This is a genomic window from Streptomyces sp. NPDC002265 (assembly GCF_040296125.1).
GTDB lineage: Bacteria > Actinomycetota > Actinomycetes > Streptomycetales > Streptomycetaceae > Streptomyces.
This window is the reverse complement of record NZ_JBEOWS010000009.1, coordinates 47679-64634: the sequence shown is the minus strand read 5'-3', so window position 1 is coordinate 64634 and position 16956 is coordinate 47679. Positions and strand designations below refer to the sequence as shown.

10 protein-coding genes are annotated in these 16956 nt (G+C 74.0%); 7 read left to right on the top strand and 3 right to left on the bottom strand.

All coding sequences use genetic code 11. The features are described 5' to 3' along the window. Positions 1-144 precede the first annotated feature (144 nt). The 4 genes from ABT085_RS03270 to ABT085_RS03255 all read left to right on the top strand — a co-directional run bounded on the left by ABT085_RS03270 (position 145) and on the right by ABT085_RS03255 (position 10041). Positions 145-5361 (top strand): SDR family NAD(P)-dependent oxidoreductase, encoded by a 5217-nt coding sequence (locus ABT085_RS03270; protein ID WP_351601214.1) that lies wholly within the window; start codon positions 145-147, stop codon positions 5359-5361. A 53-nt stretch (positions 5362-5414) separates the two neighbouring features. After that, a complete protein-coding gene (locus ABT085_RS03265) occupies positions 5415-8042 on the top strand; it encodes a thioester reductase domain-containing protein (RefSeq protein ID WP_351601210.1) in 2628 nt (875 codons plus the stop codon). Continuing rightward, positions 8039-9175, top strand: coding sequence for an alpha/beta hydrolase (locus ABT085_RS03260; protein WP_351601207.1), 1137 nt, complete (start codon positions 8039-8041; stop codon positions 9173-9175). The genes ABT085_RS03265 and ABT085_RS03260 overlap by 4 nt, the downstream gene beginning before the upstream one ends. 83 nt (positions 9176-9258) lie before the next feature. Further along, entirely contained in the window at positions 9259-10041 is a 783-nt protein-coding gene (locus ABT085_RS03255) for an alpha/beta fold hydrolase (protein ID WP_351601204.1), read from the top strand. 61 nt (positions 10042-10102) lie between these two features. On the opposite strand, the gene ABT085_RS03250 is transcribed toward ABT085_RS03255, so the two are convergent. Then, positions 10103-11836, bottom strand: a complete 1734-nt coding sequence (locus ABT085_RS03250) for an alpha/beta hydrolase (RefSeq protein WP_351601229.1) — start codon at positions 11834-11836, stop codon at positions 10103-10105. A gap of 329 nt (positions 11837-12165) precedes the next feature. Between ABT085_RS03250 and ABT085_RS03245 the strand changes: the two genes are divergently transcribed. Then, positions 12166-12936: a chaplin gene (locus tag ABT085_RS03245; protein ID WP_351601201.1), complete on the top strand. Its 771-nt coding sequence runs from the start codon at positions 12166-12168 to the stop codon at positions 12934-12936. Positions 12937-13184: 248 nt separating this feature from the next. Further along, positions 13185-13979 (top strand): GNAT family N-acetyltransferase, encoded by a 795-nt coding sequence (locus ABT085_RS03240; protein WP_351601198.1) that lies wholly within the window; start codon positions 13185-13187, stop codon positions 13977-13979. Positions 13980-14015: 36 nt separating this feature from the next. On the opposite strand, the gene ABT085_RS03235 is transcribed toward ABT085_RS03240, so the two are convergent. Further along, complete coding sequence (locus ABT085_RS03235) at positions 14016-14897, bottom strand: GNAT family N-acetyltransferase (protein ID WP_351601195.1); 882 nt, start codon at positions 14895-14897, stop codon at positions 14016-14018. Between the two features lie 104 nt (positions 14898-15001). After that, positions 15002-15265, bottom strand: coding sequence for a GlsB/YeaQ/YmgE family stress response membrane protein (locus tag ABT085_RS03230; protein ID WP_351601192.1), 264 nt, complete (start codon positions 15263-15265; stop codon positions 15002-15004). A 216-nt stretch (positions 15266-15481) separates the two neighbouring features. Between ABT085_RS03230 and ABT085_RS03225 the strand changes: the two genes are divergently transcribed. Further along, the gene (locus ABT085_RS03225; RefSeq protein ID WP_351601189.1) at positions 15482-16927 is read left to right on the top strand and encodes a hydrolase; all 1446 of its coding nucleotides are present in this window, start codon (positions 15482-15484) and stop codon (positions 16925-16927) included. Positions 16928-16956: the final 29 nt, after the last annotated feature.

The window sequence follows — 16956 nt, the reverse complement described above, 5'->3', positions numbered from 1 at the left end:
CTGCAACTGGGGGTGCGGCCCGCCGATACCGGGTTTGGGGTGTACCCCGCCCGCCCCGCGCCCGCGGGTGCGCGGGGGGCGGGGGGCCAGCGGCACGTCGCCGGCGGGAGCGCCGACGACGCCCCACCGGCCACGGCGGCCACCGTGGGGACACCCCTCGCCGAGCTGCGCGAACGCTGCACGGAGCAGGTCGACACGGCGGCCCTCTACGCCCGCCTCGCCACCCTCGGCATCGACTACGGCCCGGCCTTCCGCGGCCTGGAGACCGGGCACCGCACCGCCACCGCCGGTCTCGGCCGGCTCACCGCCCGCCCGGCCGCCGGGCACCTGCTGCACCCCGCCGTCCTCGACGCCGCCTTCCACACGGCCGCCCTGCCCGGCGAGGCTCCGCAGGGCCGGGCCTTCGTGCCCGCCGGTCTCGGACGCCTGCGCCACACCGGACTGCGCACCGCGCCCGTCTGGGTGACCAGCGAACTGCGCGCCCACGCAGGCGACACGGCCGTCCTCGACCTGAACCTGTGGGACGCCGACGGGCAACTCCTCGTGGAGACCAGGGACTTCCGGCTGACCGCGCTCTCCCCGCTGGACGGCGCGCTGTTCGAGACCCGCTGGCGATCGCGCCCGGCCGCCCAGGAGCCGCCCACCACCGGCAGATGGCTGGTCCTCGCCGACGGCACGGGTACGGCGGACGACCTGGTCCGGCGGCTCGGCACCTCGGTGCCGCACGTGATCGCCCGCAGCGGACCGGCGTACCGGGCGGACGGGCCCGGCCGTTATGTGCTCGACCCGGCCGACCCCGGGCACCTGGCCCGGCTCCTCGACGAGGAGTTCGCGGACGCGCCGCCCGAGCGGGTGGTACAGCTGTCCGCCCTCGACGCCCCCGCGATCGTCGACGAGCGTACGGCCGAGGAGGCGGCGCGCCTGTGCTGTCTGACCACCCTGCGCCTGGTGCACGCCCTCGCCGGCCGCCCGGGCGGCGGCCGCGCGCCCCGTCTGTTCATCGTGGTCCGCGGCACCCAACCGGTCCATGACAGCACGGAGGTGACGCACCCCCAGCAGTCACTGGCCTGGGGATTCGGCCTCAGCGTGGCGCAGGAGCACCCGGAGCTGGCGACCACCCTCGTCGACCTGCCCGCCGACGGCGGCGCCGATGCCCTGTGGGCCCAGCTGTGGCACGCCGACGACGAACGCCTCGTCGCCCTGCGCGACGCGGGCCGGTTCGTGCCGCGCCTGGCCCGCACCCGCCCCGACGGCCAGGGCGGCGACGGGATCGACCCGGACGGCGTGTACCTCGTCACCGGCGGCCTCGGCGGCCTCGGCCGGGTCGTCGCCGAGCGACTCGTCGGCCTGGGCGCACGCCGGCTGGCCCTGCTGAGCCGGGGCACGCCCGACGCGGACACCGCCCGCTGGATCGAGGGCATCGAGCGGCGAGGCGTCACCGTGCACCTCGCCCGCGCCGACGTCGCCGACCGCGCGGCTCTGACCGCCGCCCTGGACGTCGTACGACGTGACTGCGGACCCGTCGCCGGGATCGTGCACGCGGCCGGTGTCCTCGACGACGCCACCCTGGAGGGGCTGACCGACGCACGCGTCAGCGCCGTCCTCGCCCCCAAGGTGCTGGGCACCGCCCTGCTCACCGAACTGGTCCCCGAGGCGGGCGACTTGGTCCTGTTCGCCTCGGTGGCCGGTCTCCTCGGCTCCGCCGGGCAGAGCCCGTACGCGGCGGCGAACGCCTTCCTCGACGCCTGGGCCCACCACCTGTCCCGCACCGGCCGGCGGGCGCTGAGCCTCGACTGGGGAGCCTGGTCCGGGGTCGGCATGGTCGCCGGGTCCCGCACCCGGGCCGCCGAGACGGGCCGCTCCGGTCTCGTCGCGTTCTCGCCGCAGGACGGCGGCGAGCTGTTCGAACGCCTCCTGGGCACGTCCCGGCGCCAGCTCGCCCCCGTCGCCCTCGACCGGGAGCTGTTGGCCCTCGACCCGGACGCGGTGCGCACCCGCCCGGCCCTGGCCGAGCTGATCACCGTACCGACCGGCACCGCCGCCACGGACGACCTGGTGAAGAAGGTGTTCGCGGCGACGAGCGACGACGACCGCGTCGCCTGGGTGGAGACCTACGTTCGCGCCCGGGTGGCCGAGGTGTCCGGCGGCCTGGTGGACGCGGCCGCCGGGAGCGCGCTGAAGGAACTCGGCCTGGACTCCCTCATGCTGGTCCGGCTGCGCAACGCCTTCACCCGTGAACTGGGCGTCGAGCTGCCCGCCGCCGACCTGTTCGCCGCGCCCGACATCCGCGGCGTCGCCCGCGCCCTCGCCGACGGCCTGCCCGACCCCGCCGACCTCCCCGGGCCGTCCACGCCGGACCGGCCCGCCGAGGTGCCCGAGAGCGAGCTGCGGCCCGCGACCCGGGACGTCGTACGCCTGCTGCGCAGCGCCCGGCCCGGGATGCCCGACGCGGCCCATGCCGTCGGACTCGCCGTCCGGCTCACCACACCGACCACCGAACAGGCCCTCGACGGCATCCTCACCCGTCTCGTCGCCCGGCACGCGGCCCTGCGCACGGCGGTCGTCACCGCCGCCGAGGGCGGACGCGCGCTGCGCGTGGACCGCACGCCGGACCGGCCGCTGCTGCGGTGGACCGCGAGCGACGGCGCCCACGACGCCGCCGGCCGGCTGCGCGCCCTGCTGGAGCCGCCGTTCGACCTGACGGGCACCCCGCTGTGGCGGTTCGAGCTGCTCGACGGCGGCGCGGCGGGCCAGACCCTGCTGTTCGGCGCCCACCATGCGGTGAGCGACCTCCAGTCCCTGCTGCTCGTCGCCGCCGAGATCGACGCCGAACTGTGCGGCACCGTGCTCGACGGCACCGTGACCAACCGGGACATCGACCTGCTCGTCGAGGCCCAGCAGCCGGGCGGCGAGGGGACCGGCGCGGACTGGCTGCGGGCCTTCCACGGCAGTGAGCGCCTCGACCTCGCCCACCCCGCACCGCGCCCGCGGACCCGGTCCTACCGGGCCGGCAGCGTCACCCTCGCCCTCCCGGACGGCCTGCTGGAACGCGTCACGGCCGCGGCGAGCGGCCTCGCCGTCACCCCCGCGGCCTTCTGCCTGGGCGTCCTGACCGTGCTGCTGGCGAGGAAGCGCCGACGCGAACGCTTCGTGCTCGCCGTGCCCGTGGACACCCGCATCCACGCCGACGCGTACGACGCGGTGGGGTTCTACGGCATCCCCGTGCCGTTCCCGGCCGAGGCCCGTGCGGCCGACACGGTCGAGGAGGTGCTGCGCCGCACCGACGGGCGGCTCCAGCGGATCCTGGCCAAGGGCGCCGTGTTCTCCGACGTGCTGCCCACCCTCGCCCGGCAGGGCCTGTACCGGCCCGACGCCCCGCTGGTCGAGGTGTACTTCAACTTCGTACGCTCCGCCGGCCGCCTCGGCCGGCTGGAGGTGCTGCCGGCCGGGACGGGCTACTCGGACCTCGACCTGATGGTCACCGTGATCCCGGACGCGGGCCGCGTCCGGCTGGACCACAACCTCGACCTCCTCGACGCGGACGCGGCCACCGGGCTGGGGGAGGAGTTCCTCGGGCTGCTGGCGCAGACGGCGGAGCATCCGGGGACGAGGGTCCGCACGGATGCCGCCCCTTCCGCCGCCGTGCCCGCCGTTGCCTCCGCCGCCGTGCCCGCCGTCGTCCCCGCCGCCGTGCCCGCCGTCCTCCCCGCCGCCGTGCCCGCCGCCGTTCCTGTCGCCGTGCCCGGTGACGCCGCCGCGGGTCCGGTCCGCGGGGAGCCCGTGACGCGCGGGTCGCTGGCGCTCGCCGCCACGTTCGCCCTGGGCCATCTGCCGCCGCTGTGCGCGGCCGCCCTCGACGAGGGTGACCTCACGGTCGCGGAAGCCCCGTACCACCAGGTGCTCGCGAGCCTCCAGGACCCTTCAGGTGTCTTCGCCGATCCCACCGTCGCGGTGGGCGTGGTGCTGTTGCGGGCGGCCGACCTGGAACGCTTCGGCCCGGTGGACGACGCCCTGCTCGCCGAACTGCGCACCGCCTACCCGGCCGCGCTGCGCGCCCTGGCCGAGCGGACCCGCAAGCCGCTGATCGTCGGCTTCCTGCCGACGGCCGGCGCGGCGGAGCGATTCGTCCGCTGGGAGCACGAGACGGCCGCCGTGCTCGCCGAGCTGCCCGGCGTCGCGGTGCTCGGCCCCGACGAGTGGACCCGGTACCACCCCGTCGACGAACCGTTCGACGAGCGGACCGAGCGGCTGGCCCATCTGCCCTTCACCCCGCCCTTCCAGGCGGCCGTGGCCCTGCGTCTGGCCGAGGTGGTACGAGCGGTGCGGCGCCCCGCGCCGAAGGTGATCGCCGTCGACGGCGACGAGACCCTGTGGGGCGGAGTGGCCGGCGAGATCGGTCCCGACGCCGTGGACCTGACCGGGCCGCGTGCCCTGCTGGCCCGCAGGCTGCTCCAGTGGCGGGCGGCCGGCGCGCTGCTCGTCCTGGTCAGCAACAACGACGAAGCCACGGTCCGCGCGGTCCTGGACCGCCCGGACAGCCTGCTCGGGGCGGAGCACTTCAGCGTGCTCTCCGCCGCCTGGGACCCCAAGCCGGACCGGCTGGCGCAGGCGGCCCGCACCCTCGGCCTGGGCGTGGACAGCTTCCTGTTCCTCGACGACAACCCCGCCGAAATCGCGAAGATGCGGGCCCAGTTGCCCCAGGTGCTCGCCGTGACCTGTCCGGCGGCGGCCGAACTGGACGCCTTCCTGGGCAGGTTGTGGCCGATGGTCCCGGCCGCCGCGACCGCCGAGGACACGCTGCGGGCCCGCTTCTACGAGCAGGAGCGGGAACGGGACGCCGCCCGCGCGGACGGCGGGTTCGAGGAGTTCCTGGCCCGGCTGGAACTCCGGGTCGACATCCGGGAGCTGGCCGGGGGGGACGTGCGGCGCGCGGAGCAACTGGTCCGCCGCACCAACCAGTTCACGCTTCGCGCCCGGTCGGCGGACGGCGGCGACCTGGCCCGCTGGCGGCAGCGCGGCGAGGTGTGGACGGCCGCGGCCCGGGACCGGTTCGGCGACTACGGCCAGATCGGGCTGATCGCGGTCCGGGCCGAGGGGGACCGGCTCGACGTACTCGCCTGGATGCTGAGCTGCCGGGCGCTCGGCCGCGGGGTCGAGGAGCACCTGCTGCGCTGGCTGGCCGACCGCGCCGACGCCCTGGGCTGTACGAAGGTCAGGCTGACGGCCGAGCGCACCGAGCGCAACGCACCGGCCCGCCGGGTGGTCGCCGCGCTGGGCGGCGGCCGGCCGGACGACGAGCGGCTGGAGGCCGTGACCACGCCGGACCACCTGCGCGCCTTCCGCTCCTGGAGCCGACGGTGAGCGCGGGGGAGCGGGCATGACGGAAAGGACCGTGCGCGACGTGAAGGGCTCTCATGCGTGACGTGAACAGCGAGGACACCGGGGATACCGGGGACACCGGGCGGCCGTGGTCGGTCGCCGAGTCGATCGAACGGGGCGGCGGCGGGCTCGGCGTGACCGAACTGCTGGCGAAGGTGGCGGCCGGCGAGGCCTCGGCATCCGACGCCGACGCCCCCGCCGACCCGGGCCGGAGCCCGGCCCCGGCCGCCTCGACACCGACTCCGGCCTCGACACCGAATCCGGCTGCGGTGTCGGCTCCGGACGAGGCGGTTCCGGCTCCGGGATTGCCGGTTCCGGCTCCGGGCGTGACGCTTCCGGACATGACGGTTCCGGACGTGGACGTGGCTGCCGTGGCGGCCGTCATCGCCACCGTGGCGGGCCGTCATCTGCCCGAGGGGGGTCTCGCGCCCGACGCCGACTTCTTCGACGCGGGGGGCACCTCCGTGCACGCTGTGGAGTTCGTCGCGGAACTGGAGCGCGACCTCGGCGTCGAGCTGGACCTCGACGAGGTGTTCGCCGACGCCCGGCCGGTGGGCCTGGCCCGGCACTGGGTCGCGGCAGGCGGCACGGCGGCCGCGCTCGCGAACCTCGCGACCCGCCCGCACGAAGCCTCGGGCGAACCGGGAGCCTCGGGCACGTCTCCCGCGGCTCCGGCTCGGCCGGCCCCCGCAACGCACGCCCAGGCCCCCGCGGCCCCCGCCGTGGTCTCCGTCCCGTCGGCGACTGTGGCCTCCTCGCCCGCCGTCCCCCACACCAGGGCCCGCCGCCAGGATCTGGACCAGATCCTGGCCGACCTCGCGCTCGCCGACCGGCTGCCGTTCACCGACGTGCCCGAGCCGCTGCCGCCGCGCCGGATCCTGCTGACCGGGGCCACCGGCTTCCTCGGCAGCCATATGCTGCTGGACCTGCTGCGGCACAGCGACGCGCACGTCCACTGCCTGGTCCGCGCACCCGACGAGGAGGCGGCCGTCGAGCGGCTCGCGGCACAGCTGCGCGGCTACCGGCTGCCCTGGTCGGCGGAGGTGCGGCGGCGGATCACCGTGCTGCCCGGCGACATACGCCGTCCGCGGCTGGGCCTGTCCGAGGAGCTGTGGCACACCCTCGCCCACGAGCTGGACGCCGTCGTCGGGGTGGCGGCGGCCGTGGACTTCCTGCGCGGCTACCCGTCGCTGCGCGGCAGCAACGTGCTCGGCGCGCTGACCCTGGCCGAACTGGCCGCGACCGGCAGGCCCAAGCCGCTGCACCACATCTCCTCCATCGCCGTGTTCAACGAGGTCGGCATCACCTCCATGGGCGAGGACGACCCGCTCGCCCACGTGGACCGCCTGGTCGCGGGCTACGACCAGTCCAAGTGGGCCGCCGAGGTCGCGCTGCGCCGCGCCCGCGACCACGGCCTGGTGGTCTCGGCCCTGCGCCCCGGCGGCATCGGCGGCCACACCCGCACCGGCGCCCACAACCCGCAGGACCTCAGCAGCGGTCTGATCTCGGCCTTCGGCCGCTTCCGCACGGTCCCCGCCTTCCGCTGCCTGAACGCGGCGCCGGTGGACTGGGTCAGCCGGGTCGCGGTCGCCGTCGTCTGCGAGCCGGACGCCTGGGGCTTCGACTACAACCTCACCGGCGTGCCCAACACCCTCGACGACGTCGTACGCGACATGGCGCTCGGCGGGATGCATGTGCGCGTACAGGACTGGGACGAGTGGCGCACCGACGCCCTGGCCCGCCTCGAAGCCGACCCCGTCCCCGAACTCGGCTTCCTGAACCGTGTGTTGCGCAGTCCCGCCGCCCTCAGGCTGTGCGAGGCGACTCTCCAGGGCCCGGCCGCGACCGGCGACCGTACCGCCGCGCTCGTCGAGGCACTGGACCTGCCGCGCGCCGCCCGCTACGACGCACGGGCGCAGGTGAGGACGTTCGAGCGCCTCGCCGCGGACGGCCTCGCCCGCCTCCCGCAGAAGGACGACCCGCCCTACCTGTGGTTCACCGAGACCACCCGGGGCGAGGTGCGCCCGGCCGACGGCGCGGGCGACGACCGCCACGGCCCCGACGGCGAGGCGGGCCGGGGCGCCGGCACCGCCGCCGCGACCCCCTGCTCCATGCAGCTCACCCTCTCCATCGCCGGAATGCACCAACTGGTCGGGGAGCGCCGCGTGGACGTCACGGGCGAGGTCCGGTGCCCGGCCGTGCACCCCGAGCCGCTGACCGTGGAGCGCGGTGACGTCTGGGTCCGGCCGGAGGAGGGCATCCCGCACCACCACGGGCTGCGCCACCCGCTCCTGCGCTACCGGCTGCGGCTGCGCGACGCCGACGGCGGAACGTGGTGGCTGGAGGGCCACAAGTACGCGCGGGCCCGCCGCGACCTGTGGCGGCAGACCCGTGCGCTGAGTGTCGAGATCGGCCGCGAGGGCGGACCGGCCGTGCTGGCGGGCGAGGTCGTCGTGCCCGCCGACTCCTACGTCCGCGACCAGATCGACGGCATCCGGGTCGCCCCTCACCTCACCGAGCAGGAGGGGCGGGCCGCCAAGCTGACCTGGCTCGCCTGGTTCGGCCGGGAGATGGGCCGCGGGCTGCTCGGCCCGTTCGCCAGGGCCGCCGCGGAGCTGCTCGACCTGCGCCGTACCCCGACCTCCAGGGAGCAGCACCGATGATCTTCAGAACCGCCACCACCGGCACCAGGCCCGCGCTGCGCCGGGTCCGCACCACCGTCGCACCGCGCCCCCTGCGCCACCGTCTGGGCCCGGCGGCCGTCGAGGAGATCCCCTTCCGGGCGTCCGACGGCGTCCGGCTGGGCCTGACCCGCGTCGAGACCGGGGACACCGGCCGGCCCGCCGTGCTGCTCCTGCACGGGCACACCGCGTCCGCCGACATGTTTCTCCAGCCCGAGACCCGCAACCTGGTCGACGTGCTGCTCGACGAGGGCTACGAGCCGTGGCTGCTGGACTGGCGGGGCAGTTGCCGGCTGCCGTACAACGAGACCGGGCAGCGCTACACCTACGACGACGTCGCCCTGTACGACATCCCCGAGGCCGTCTCGTACATCCGCGGCCGGATCGGGGACCGTCCGCTGTTCGTCGTCGCCCACTGCATCGGCTCCCTCGCCCTGTCGCTGAGCATGAGCGCGGGCCTGGTGCCGGGCCTGGCCGGGGTGGTCTCCCAGGGTGTCTTCCTGACACCGAAGCTCGCGGGCCGCACCTCCCTGCGGATGACGGTGGCCGGGGAGCTCCTGAAGGGCCGGATCGACCACATTCCCGTCGACTTCCGCAAGGTCGGCCTCCGCTCGAAGTACACCCCGCTGTTCGCGCTGGCCTCGCGCCGGGCGAGCTGCCCCGACCCGACCTGCCAGATGCTGCACAACTCGGCGTGGGGCACGGGCGCGTCCCTCTTCGTGCACGGGAACCTGTCGCAGGCCACCCACGACCGGCTGGCCGACCTGTTCGGTCCCGCGCCGCTGTGGATCCTGCCCCATCTGCGGCGGATCGAGCTGGCCCGCAGCGTGGTCCGCTGGCACGACACCGACCACCGCTACCGGGCGCTGCCGCGCAACGCGCTGGACGCGGCCGGCCGTATCGACACCCCGGTGCTGCTGCTGGCGGGCAGCGAGAACGGGCTGTGGCTCGACTCGCAGAAGCTGTGTCACGACGTACTCGCCCGCAGGCAGCCACAGTTGGACGTGACGTACACCGAGATCCCCGGCTACGGGCATCTGGACCCGTTCCTGGGCCGGGGCGCGGCGCTCGACGTGTTCGGTCACATCCTCGAATTCCTCGGCGAACGCCGGTGACGGAACGGGTGGCGGCCGGTTACCGTACCGGTCAGTAACCGGTCGGTGGCCGGTCCGGCCGGACCGCACTCCAGGAGGCACCCATGCCGCAGCTCGAAGTCGAGGGCGCAGCTCTGACGTACGACGACGAGGGCCCCCGCGACGGTGACGGCGTGCCCCTGGTTTTCATCCACGGCTGGACCGCCGACCGGCACCGCTGGGACCACCAGGTGGCGCACTTCGCCGAGCGGCGCCGGGTGGTCCGGCTCGACCTGCGCGGGCACGGCGAGAGCGGCGGTGCGGGGGTGCGCACGATCGAGGAGCTGGCGCGGGACGTGCTCGCCCTGCTCGACCACCTCAAGATCGAACGCTGTGTGCTGATCGGCCACTCCATGGGCGGGATGATCTCCCAGACGATCACCCTCGCCCACCCCGAGCGGGTCGAGCGGATGGTGCTGGTGAACTCCATCAGCCGGATGACGTACAGCCGGGGGCGCGGTCTGCTGATGGCGACCTCGACCCTGGTCCCCTTCAAGCTGTTCGTCGCCACCAACATCCAGCGGGCGTTCGCCCCCGGCTACCCGCGTGAGGAGATCAAGCGGTACGTGCGCTCCTCCGCGGGCACCCCGCGCGAGGTCGTGATGACGCTCTACGGCGCCATGCGGGCCTTCGACGTGCTGGACCGGGTCGGCGAGATCCGCACGCCCACCCTGATGGTCCACGGCTTCCACGACATCCAGCTGCCGGTGAAGCAGATGCTGCGGATGGCCAAGGGCTACCCGGACGCGGAGGTCAGGATCATCGACGCCGGCCATGAGCTCCCGGTGGAGAAGCCCGCCGAACTGACCGCGGCGATCGACCGGTTCGTGACGGACCGGGCGGCCTGAGGCCCGGGCGCCGACTGCGGGCACCCGGCGGGGCACGGTGGGCTCCCGTATGCCGGGGACCTCAGCCCTTCCCGTCGTCGGGGCCGCAGGAGCTGCCGTCGGCCGGCAGGGAGCCGTACAGCAGGAAGTCGTCCACCTTGCCGTGCACGCACTTCGAGGACGTGTAGCCCGTGTGGCCCTCGCCCCTGTTGTCGAGCACCACGGCCGACGACCCGAGCCGCCGGGCCGTCTCGACGGTCCAGCGGTACGGCGTCGCCGGGTCGCCGCGGGTGCCGACCAGGAGCATCTTCGGGGTGGTGAGGTTCTTGACGTGGTCGCGGATGTAGGTGGTGCCCTTGGGGCGGCCGTAGCACATCAGCACCTGGGTGAGGCGGTACTCGCCGAACACCGGGGACGCCTGGTCGTACTCGGCGCGCAGCCGGGCGAGATCCTTCGTGACCTGCGCGGCGGTGGGACGGTCGGGGTCGTCCGCGCAGTTGATCGCCACGAGCGCCGCCGGGAAGTTGTCGACCGGGATGTCGTCCTCGTCGGCCAGGCCGCTGCCGGTCCGGGACCCGGACGGCGGCAGCACACCCTCGTGCCGGACGGGGAGCAGGTCCTTCCGTCCGGCAGGGAGCACGCCTTTCCGTCCGGCCGGGGGCACGCCCTGCTGCGGGAGCGGCAGCAGGCTCTGCCGCCCGGGGAGCGCGCCCTTCAACGGGACCGGGACCGGCAGCGCGCTGCCGCCGGAGACGAACTGCATGATCCCGCCCGTCGAGCCGTCCTCCACCAGCTCGGCCAGCGACCGTTCCAGCAGCGGCCAGAGCTTCTCGCTGTACAGGCCCTGGCTGAGAGCGGCGACCAGGTCCTGACCGGTGAACTGCTCACCGAAGTCCGTCGCCACCGGCTCCTCGTCGAGGGAGCGGACGAGCTGCACGATCTGCTCCCCGGCCGTGCGCGCGTCCTGCCCGAACGGGCAGGCGATGTCCTGGACGCACCAGTCGACGAAGTCGTCCAGCGCCACCTGCTGCCCGGCGGCACCGGCCACCCCCTGCTCGGCCAGCGGCTCGGTCAGCGTGTCCACCCCGTCGAGCGCCATCCGGCCCACCCGGTCCGGGAACCGGGCCGCGTACACCGCGCCGAGCCGGGTGCCGTAGGAGAACCCCAGGTAGTTGAGCTTCCTGTCGCCGAGCACCTGGCGTATGACGTCCATGTCCCGGGCGGCGTCGACCGTCCCTATGTGGCGCAGCACGGGTCCGGAGTGCTGTGCGCACGCCTGGGCCGTCTTGCGCAGCAGGCCGAGCACGGCCTGCGGGTCGTCCAGGGTGTTCCCCGCGCTGTCCGGCGCACCCGCCGCGCCGCCGTACAGTCCGTCGCCGCAGGTGACGGGCGCGGACCGGCCGACGCCCCGGGGGTCGAAGGACACCACGTCATAGCCGTTGGTCAGGCCCATGAAGTCCTTGCCGCCGATGGCCAGTTCGCTGACCCCGGAACCGCCGGGACCGCCGAAGTTGAGCAGCACCGAGCCGCGCGACTTCCCCGTCGCCCGGTAGCGGGCCAGAGCCAGGGAGATGGTGCCGGAGGCGGGCTTCGCGTAGTCGAGGGGGACCGTGACCTTGCCGCACTCCAGGTCCCGGGGCGCATCGCTGCCGCGGCATCGCGACCAGGTGATCTTCTGCTGGTAGAACCGGGACAGCTCGGGCCCGCCGTCGGCCGCGGCCGCCACCGGCAGCCCGCCGCCGAGCAGGGTGAGCCCGACGGCTGTGACAAGTGCGCGGCGCCGCAGGGCGGGCCGTGTTGACTGCTGTGCCGGCATGAGTGCCTCCAGCGCGCCCCACTGTGGTCCGGGCTCTTCCCGCTCACGATAGGCGGCGCCCGGAATACTCGCCTCCGGGCGTGCTGCCGCTGGTCCGGGCGCCATGGCCGGTGCTGTCGCCGGGCCGGCGCCGTCGTCGGCCCCGGCCGTCGCGGCCCTCGTACCCGGCGGTGTCAGGGCGGGGATCGATATGACGGTATTCATGCTAGTTCGACGGATCTGCCACTCGATGGAGTGAAAGCCCGATCGGCCATAACCACTCCGGTTCGACCCGCGTTCTCTCCGTGCGGGTGAGCGCCCGCGACGATGTGTGGAAGGCAGGGAGACCTATGAGACGGGTAGCGCGAAACGGTGTGATCGCCGTGGCCGCCGCCTCCGGTGCGATGGCAGTCACGATTCCCGCGTACGCCGGTTCCGCGGCGGACGGTTCCGCGGCCGGCTCGCCCGGTCTGATCTCCGGCAACACCCTTCACCTTCCGGTGCACGTGCCGCTGAACGTGTGCGGGAACACCGTGAACGTCGCGGGGCTGCTGAACCCGGCAGCGGGCAACGCCTGTGCCCACAGGGACTCGGCGCAGGCCGGGACCTCGGGCACGTCCGGGACCTCGGGTACGTCGGGCACGTCCGGTACCTCGGGTACGTCCGGGACCTCAGGTGTCACCGGGGCGCACACCCCGGGCGGGGCGCACGCGCACGGCGCGGCGGTGGGTTCACCGGGGGTCGTCTCCGGCAACGATCTCCAGCTGCCGGTGGACCTCCCGGTGAACGTCAGCGGCAACGCGGTCACCGTGGTCGGTATCGGCAACCCGGCCTTCGGCGACAGGTCCACGAACACCTCCGTGGACCAGCCGGAAGAGCCCGTCGAGCCCGCTCGGCCCGTGAGCCCGCCGCCGGGGCGGACGGTCGTGCCGCCGAAGGAGCGCCAGGACCACCAGGAGAACCAGGTGCCCCGGCCCGTGCCGCACACAGGAGAAGAAACGGTCCCCTCCCTGGCCCATACGGGTTCGGACCATACCCTCCCGGCGCTCGCGGGCAGTGCGGCCCTGCTGCTGGGCGGTGTCGCCCTCCACCGGCGCTTCAGGCCGCAGCGGCAACGCTGACCCCGGAGGCGGCGCCGGCCGGGGCGGCGCGTGAGCGCGGCGCCGGGACGGTTCCGGTTCGTACGGAGGATCCCGGACGGGGGTCTTCCGTCACGCGGCGCCGACGTGCGAGCGGCGGTGAGCGGCGCCCACCGCCTCGGCCGGGGGCGTGCCGCCCCTCGGCCCGGGCGTGCCGTCGTAAATATGTTGAACCGGCTGTTCCGCGATGCTTGGGTCGGCACGTGCATCACATGAACGGAACGGACCGGATGAACCGTACGGACGACGCGGAACGCGAGGCGCTGCTCGCCCTCTACGACCGGCTCATGCGGGAAGGAGCCCGCCCGGACGGCCCCGGCACCCGCGTCGAACGCGCCGGGAACGTGGTCCGCCAGGTCGCCTCCGCACAGGAGTGGAACGGGATCGTCTGGTCGGCCCTCGACGCCGAGGGCGCCGACGCGGCGATCGCCGAGCAGATCGCCCACTTCACCGGCCTCGGCCACACCTTCGAATGGAAGATCTACGGGCACGATCTGCCGGTCGACCTCGGCGCACGGCTCCAGGCGGCCGGCTTCACCCCCGAGCCGACCGAGACGCTGCTGGTCGCCGAGGTGGCGAAGCTGTCCCTCGATGCCGAACCGCCCGCCGGCATCCGGCTGCTGCCGGTCACCGACGCCGTCGGCGTGGACCTGATGGCCGACGCGCACGAGCAGGCCTTCGGTGTACCCAGCGACGGGCTGCGGCACCGGATGCTGACCCGGCTGGCCGCCGACCCGGACACCCTCGTCGGCGTGGTGGCCCTCGCCGGCGACGTGCCCGTGAGCTCGGCCCGGATGGAACTGCACCCCGGCACCCCGTTCGCCGGGCTGTGGGGCGGCGGCACCGTCGGGAGCTGGCGCGGCCGGGGCATCTACCGGGCGCTGATCGCCCACCGCGCCCGCATCGCCGCCGACCGCGGCTACCGCTACCTCCAGGTCGACGCCACCGACGACAGCCGCCCCATCCTCGAACGCCTCGGCTTCACGCCACTGACCACGACGACGCCGTACGTGTACGTCCCGTAGGGCGTCCGGGGCGGGTGACGGAGGCGCCCTGGGGCCTCACAGGTCGCGCCGGTGCTCCACCGACCGGTGTGTGGGGAGATATCCGAGGGCGTCGTTGACCGCGCGCATCGGCGCGTTGCCGTCCGCGGTGTCGGTGAGCAGCCCGCCCAGCTCCGGGTGCCGCTCGCGGGCCCGGCGGATCGACAGCGCCTTCATCCGGCGGGCGAGGCCGTGACCGCGGTGCTCCGGGAGGACCGCGGTCCCGTAGTGCTGTCCGTCGCCGCGGCCGTCGCCGGGGACGACGAGTTCGCTGAAGCCGACGACGGAGCCGTCCGCGGTGTCCACCGCGGCGACGGTGTGCAGCAGGTCGCCGCGGCGCGCCACCGCCTCGGCGGCCGCGACCAGACGTTCCACGTCCCATACGACCCTGCCGTGGTCCGTGTCCCCCATCGGCATGTCGTCCATGGCCCGCCGGGCGTCGGCGTACGTCCGGGCCAGAGCGTCCGGCACGGTGCCGTCCCACTCCGTCAGCCGGTAACCCGGCCCGGGGCGGTCGGCGAGGGCGTCGAGCGCGGCAAGGTCGATGTCGGCCAGCGGCAGTCGCGCGTACGTCAGCGACAGCACGGGCCGAAAGCCCCGCGCCGCCAGGAACAGGTCGGCGGGGGAGCCCTGTTCGGCCTGGGCCAGCACCGAGCGCCGCCCCTGCGCCCGTGCCGCGGCCAGCGCGGCGTCCAGGAGCCGGGTGCCGACACCGCCCCGCCGCTCTGCGGGGTGCACCGAGAGTTCCAGCTCGGCCAGGTGCCGCTGCTCCTCGCGGTCGAACAGGCGCAGGAACGCGGATCCCAGGGGCTCTCCGGCGGGGCCGGCCGCCAGCCAGGCCAGCCGGTGGCTGGACGGTCCGGGCTCGGCCTCGGTGAGCGGGGTGATACGCAGGGACAAGACGGCTCCGTCAGGGTCGGGGCGGTGGTCGCGGACCACGGCAGCCAATCGTGACGGGGCGCCGCCCGCAACGGATTTGCGGGCGGCCGGGTGCGTGACCCGCGCTATCGCCGTGCGCGGGACCGGTCCAGCGCGGCGACGCCGAACGCGGCGAGGCCGATCTGGATGAGCCACTCGATCCAGTCGACGCCCTTGGTGTCGGCCACGCCGAACGCGGAGGCTATCGCCGATCCGACGAACGCGGCCAGGATGCCCACGGCGATCGTCCACAGGATGCCGATGTGCTGGCGTCCCGGGACGACGAGCCGTCCGAGCACGCCGATGATGATGCCGATGACGATGGCACTGAAGATGCTGGAGATCTCCATTTCCGCCCCTTCTGGTCGGACCTCGCTGCACTGCATCTGCCCACTGGAGCGGGGTGCAGTCCCTTCCGGTTATTGCCCGCTCTTGATGGTCCGCCGACCTCCGTGTCGTGTACCTTTCAAGCGTTCCACGCGTGTAGACACCCCCACCTTCGGTCTACGCGCGCAGAGTTGGCGCACGCACCCGCAATGTCCCCACCCCACACGGAGGTTTGACGGATGCCCGGATCCAGAAGGTTCCGCCGCAGACTCACCACCGGCCTCGCCGGTCTCGGACTGTTCGTCACCGCGGCAGCCCTTCAGGTCACCACCGACGCGACACCGGCCCACGCGGCCACCACGCACCGCGTCCTGTTCGACAACGCGCACGCCGAGACGGCCGGGAACGCCGACTGGATCGTCTCCACCAGTCAGCCCGACCCGCTCGGCCAGAACTCCAGCCCCACCTCGGAGACTTCCTGGACGGGAGCGCTGTCGTCCTGGGGTGTCGCGCTCCAGAAGACCGGCAGCTACAGCCTGAAGACGCTGCCGTCCGGCTCCAGCCTCAGCTACGGCGGCTCGACGGCGACCGACCTGGCGAACTTCGACACGCTGGTCCTGCCGGAGCCGAACACGCTCTTCACCACCGCCGAGAAGACCGCGATCATGAACTTCGTCAAGAACGGCGGCGGGCTGTTCATGATCTCCGACCACACCGGAGCCGACCGCAACAGCGACGGCTACGACGCGTTGGAGATCCTCAACGACCTGATGACGAACAACAGTGTCGACTCCACCGACCCGTTCGGCTTCTCCATCGACACACTCGACGTCGGCTCGGACTACCCGACCGCGATCAGCGACAGCTCCAACGCGGTGCTCAACGGCTCCTTCGGCAAGGTCACCAAGAGCCTGATCGCCGACGGCACCACGGCCACCCTCAAGCCCGCCGACAACTCCTCGGTCAAGGGCCTGGTCTACCGCACCGGTTACTCCGGCAACACCGGCGCGTTCTTCGCGACCAGCACCTTCGGCAGCGGCCGCGTCGCCTTCTGGGGCGACAGCTCGCCCATCGACGACGGCACGGGCCAGTCCGGCAACACCCTGTACGACGGCTGGAACGACACCGGCGCCACCAACGCGGCCCTCGCCCTCAACGCCACCGCCTGGCTGGCCGGCACGGGCACCAGCGGCGGAGGCGGCGGCACCACTTGCACCGCGAGCCAGCTGCTCGGCAACAACGGCTTCGAGTCCGGCAACACCGTCTGGAGCGCCAGCAGCGGCGTCATCACCAACTCCAGCAGCGAGGCGGCCCGGACCGGCTCGTACAAGGCCTGGCTGGACGGCTACGGCACCGCCACCACCGACACCCTGTCCCAGTCGGTGACCATCCCGGCCGCCTGCACCACCGCCGCTCTCAGCTTCTATCTGCACATCGACACGGCGGAGACCACCACCAGCACCGCCTACGACACGCTCAAGGTCCAGGTCCTCAAGAGCTCGGGAACCGTCCTGAGCACCCTGGCGACCTACTCCAACCTGAACGCCGCGAGCGGCTACACCCAGCGCAGCTTCAGTCTGGCGAGCTATGCCGGCCAGACCGTCACCCTGAAGTTCACCGGCGTCGAGGGCTCCACCCTCCAGACGTCGTTCGTGCTCGACGACACCGCGCTCAACGTCAGCTGACGCGCCCCGCGGGCCCGGCCCCGGCCGGG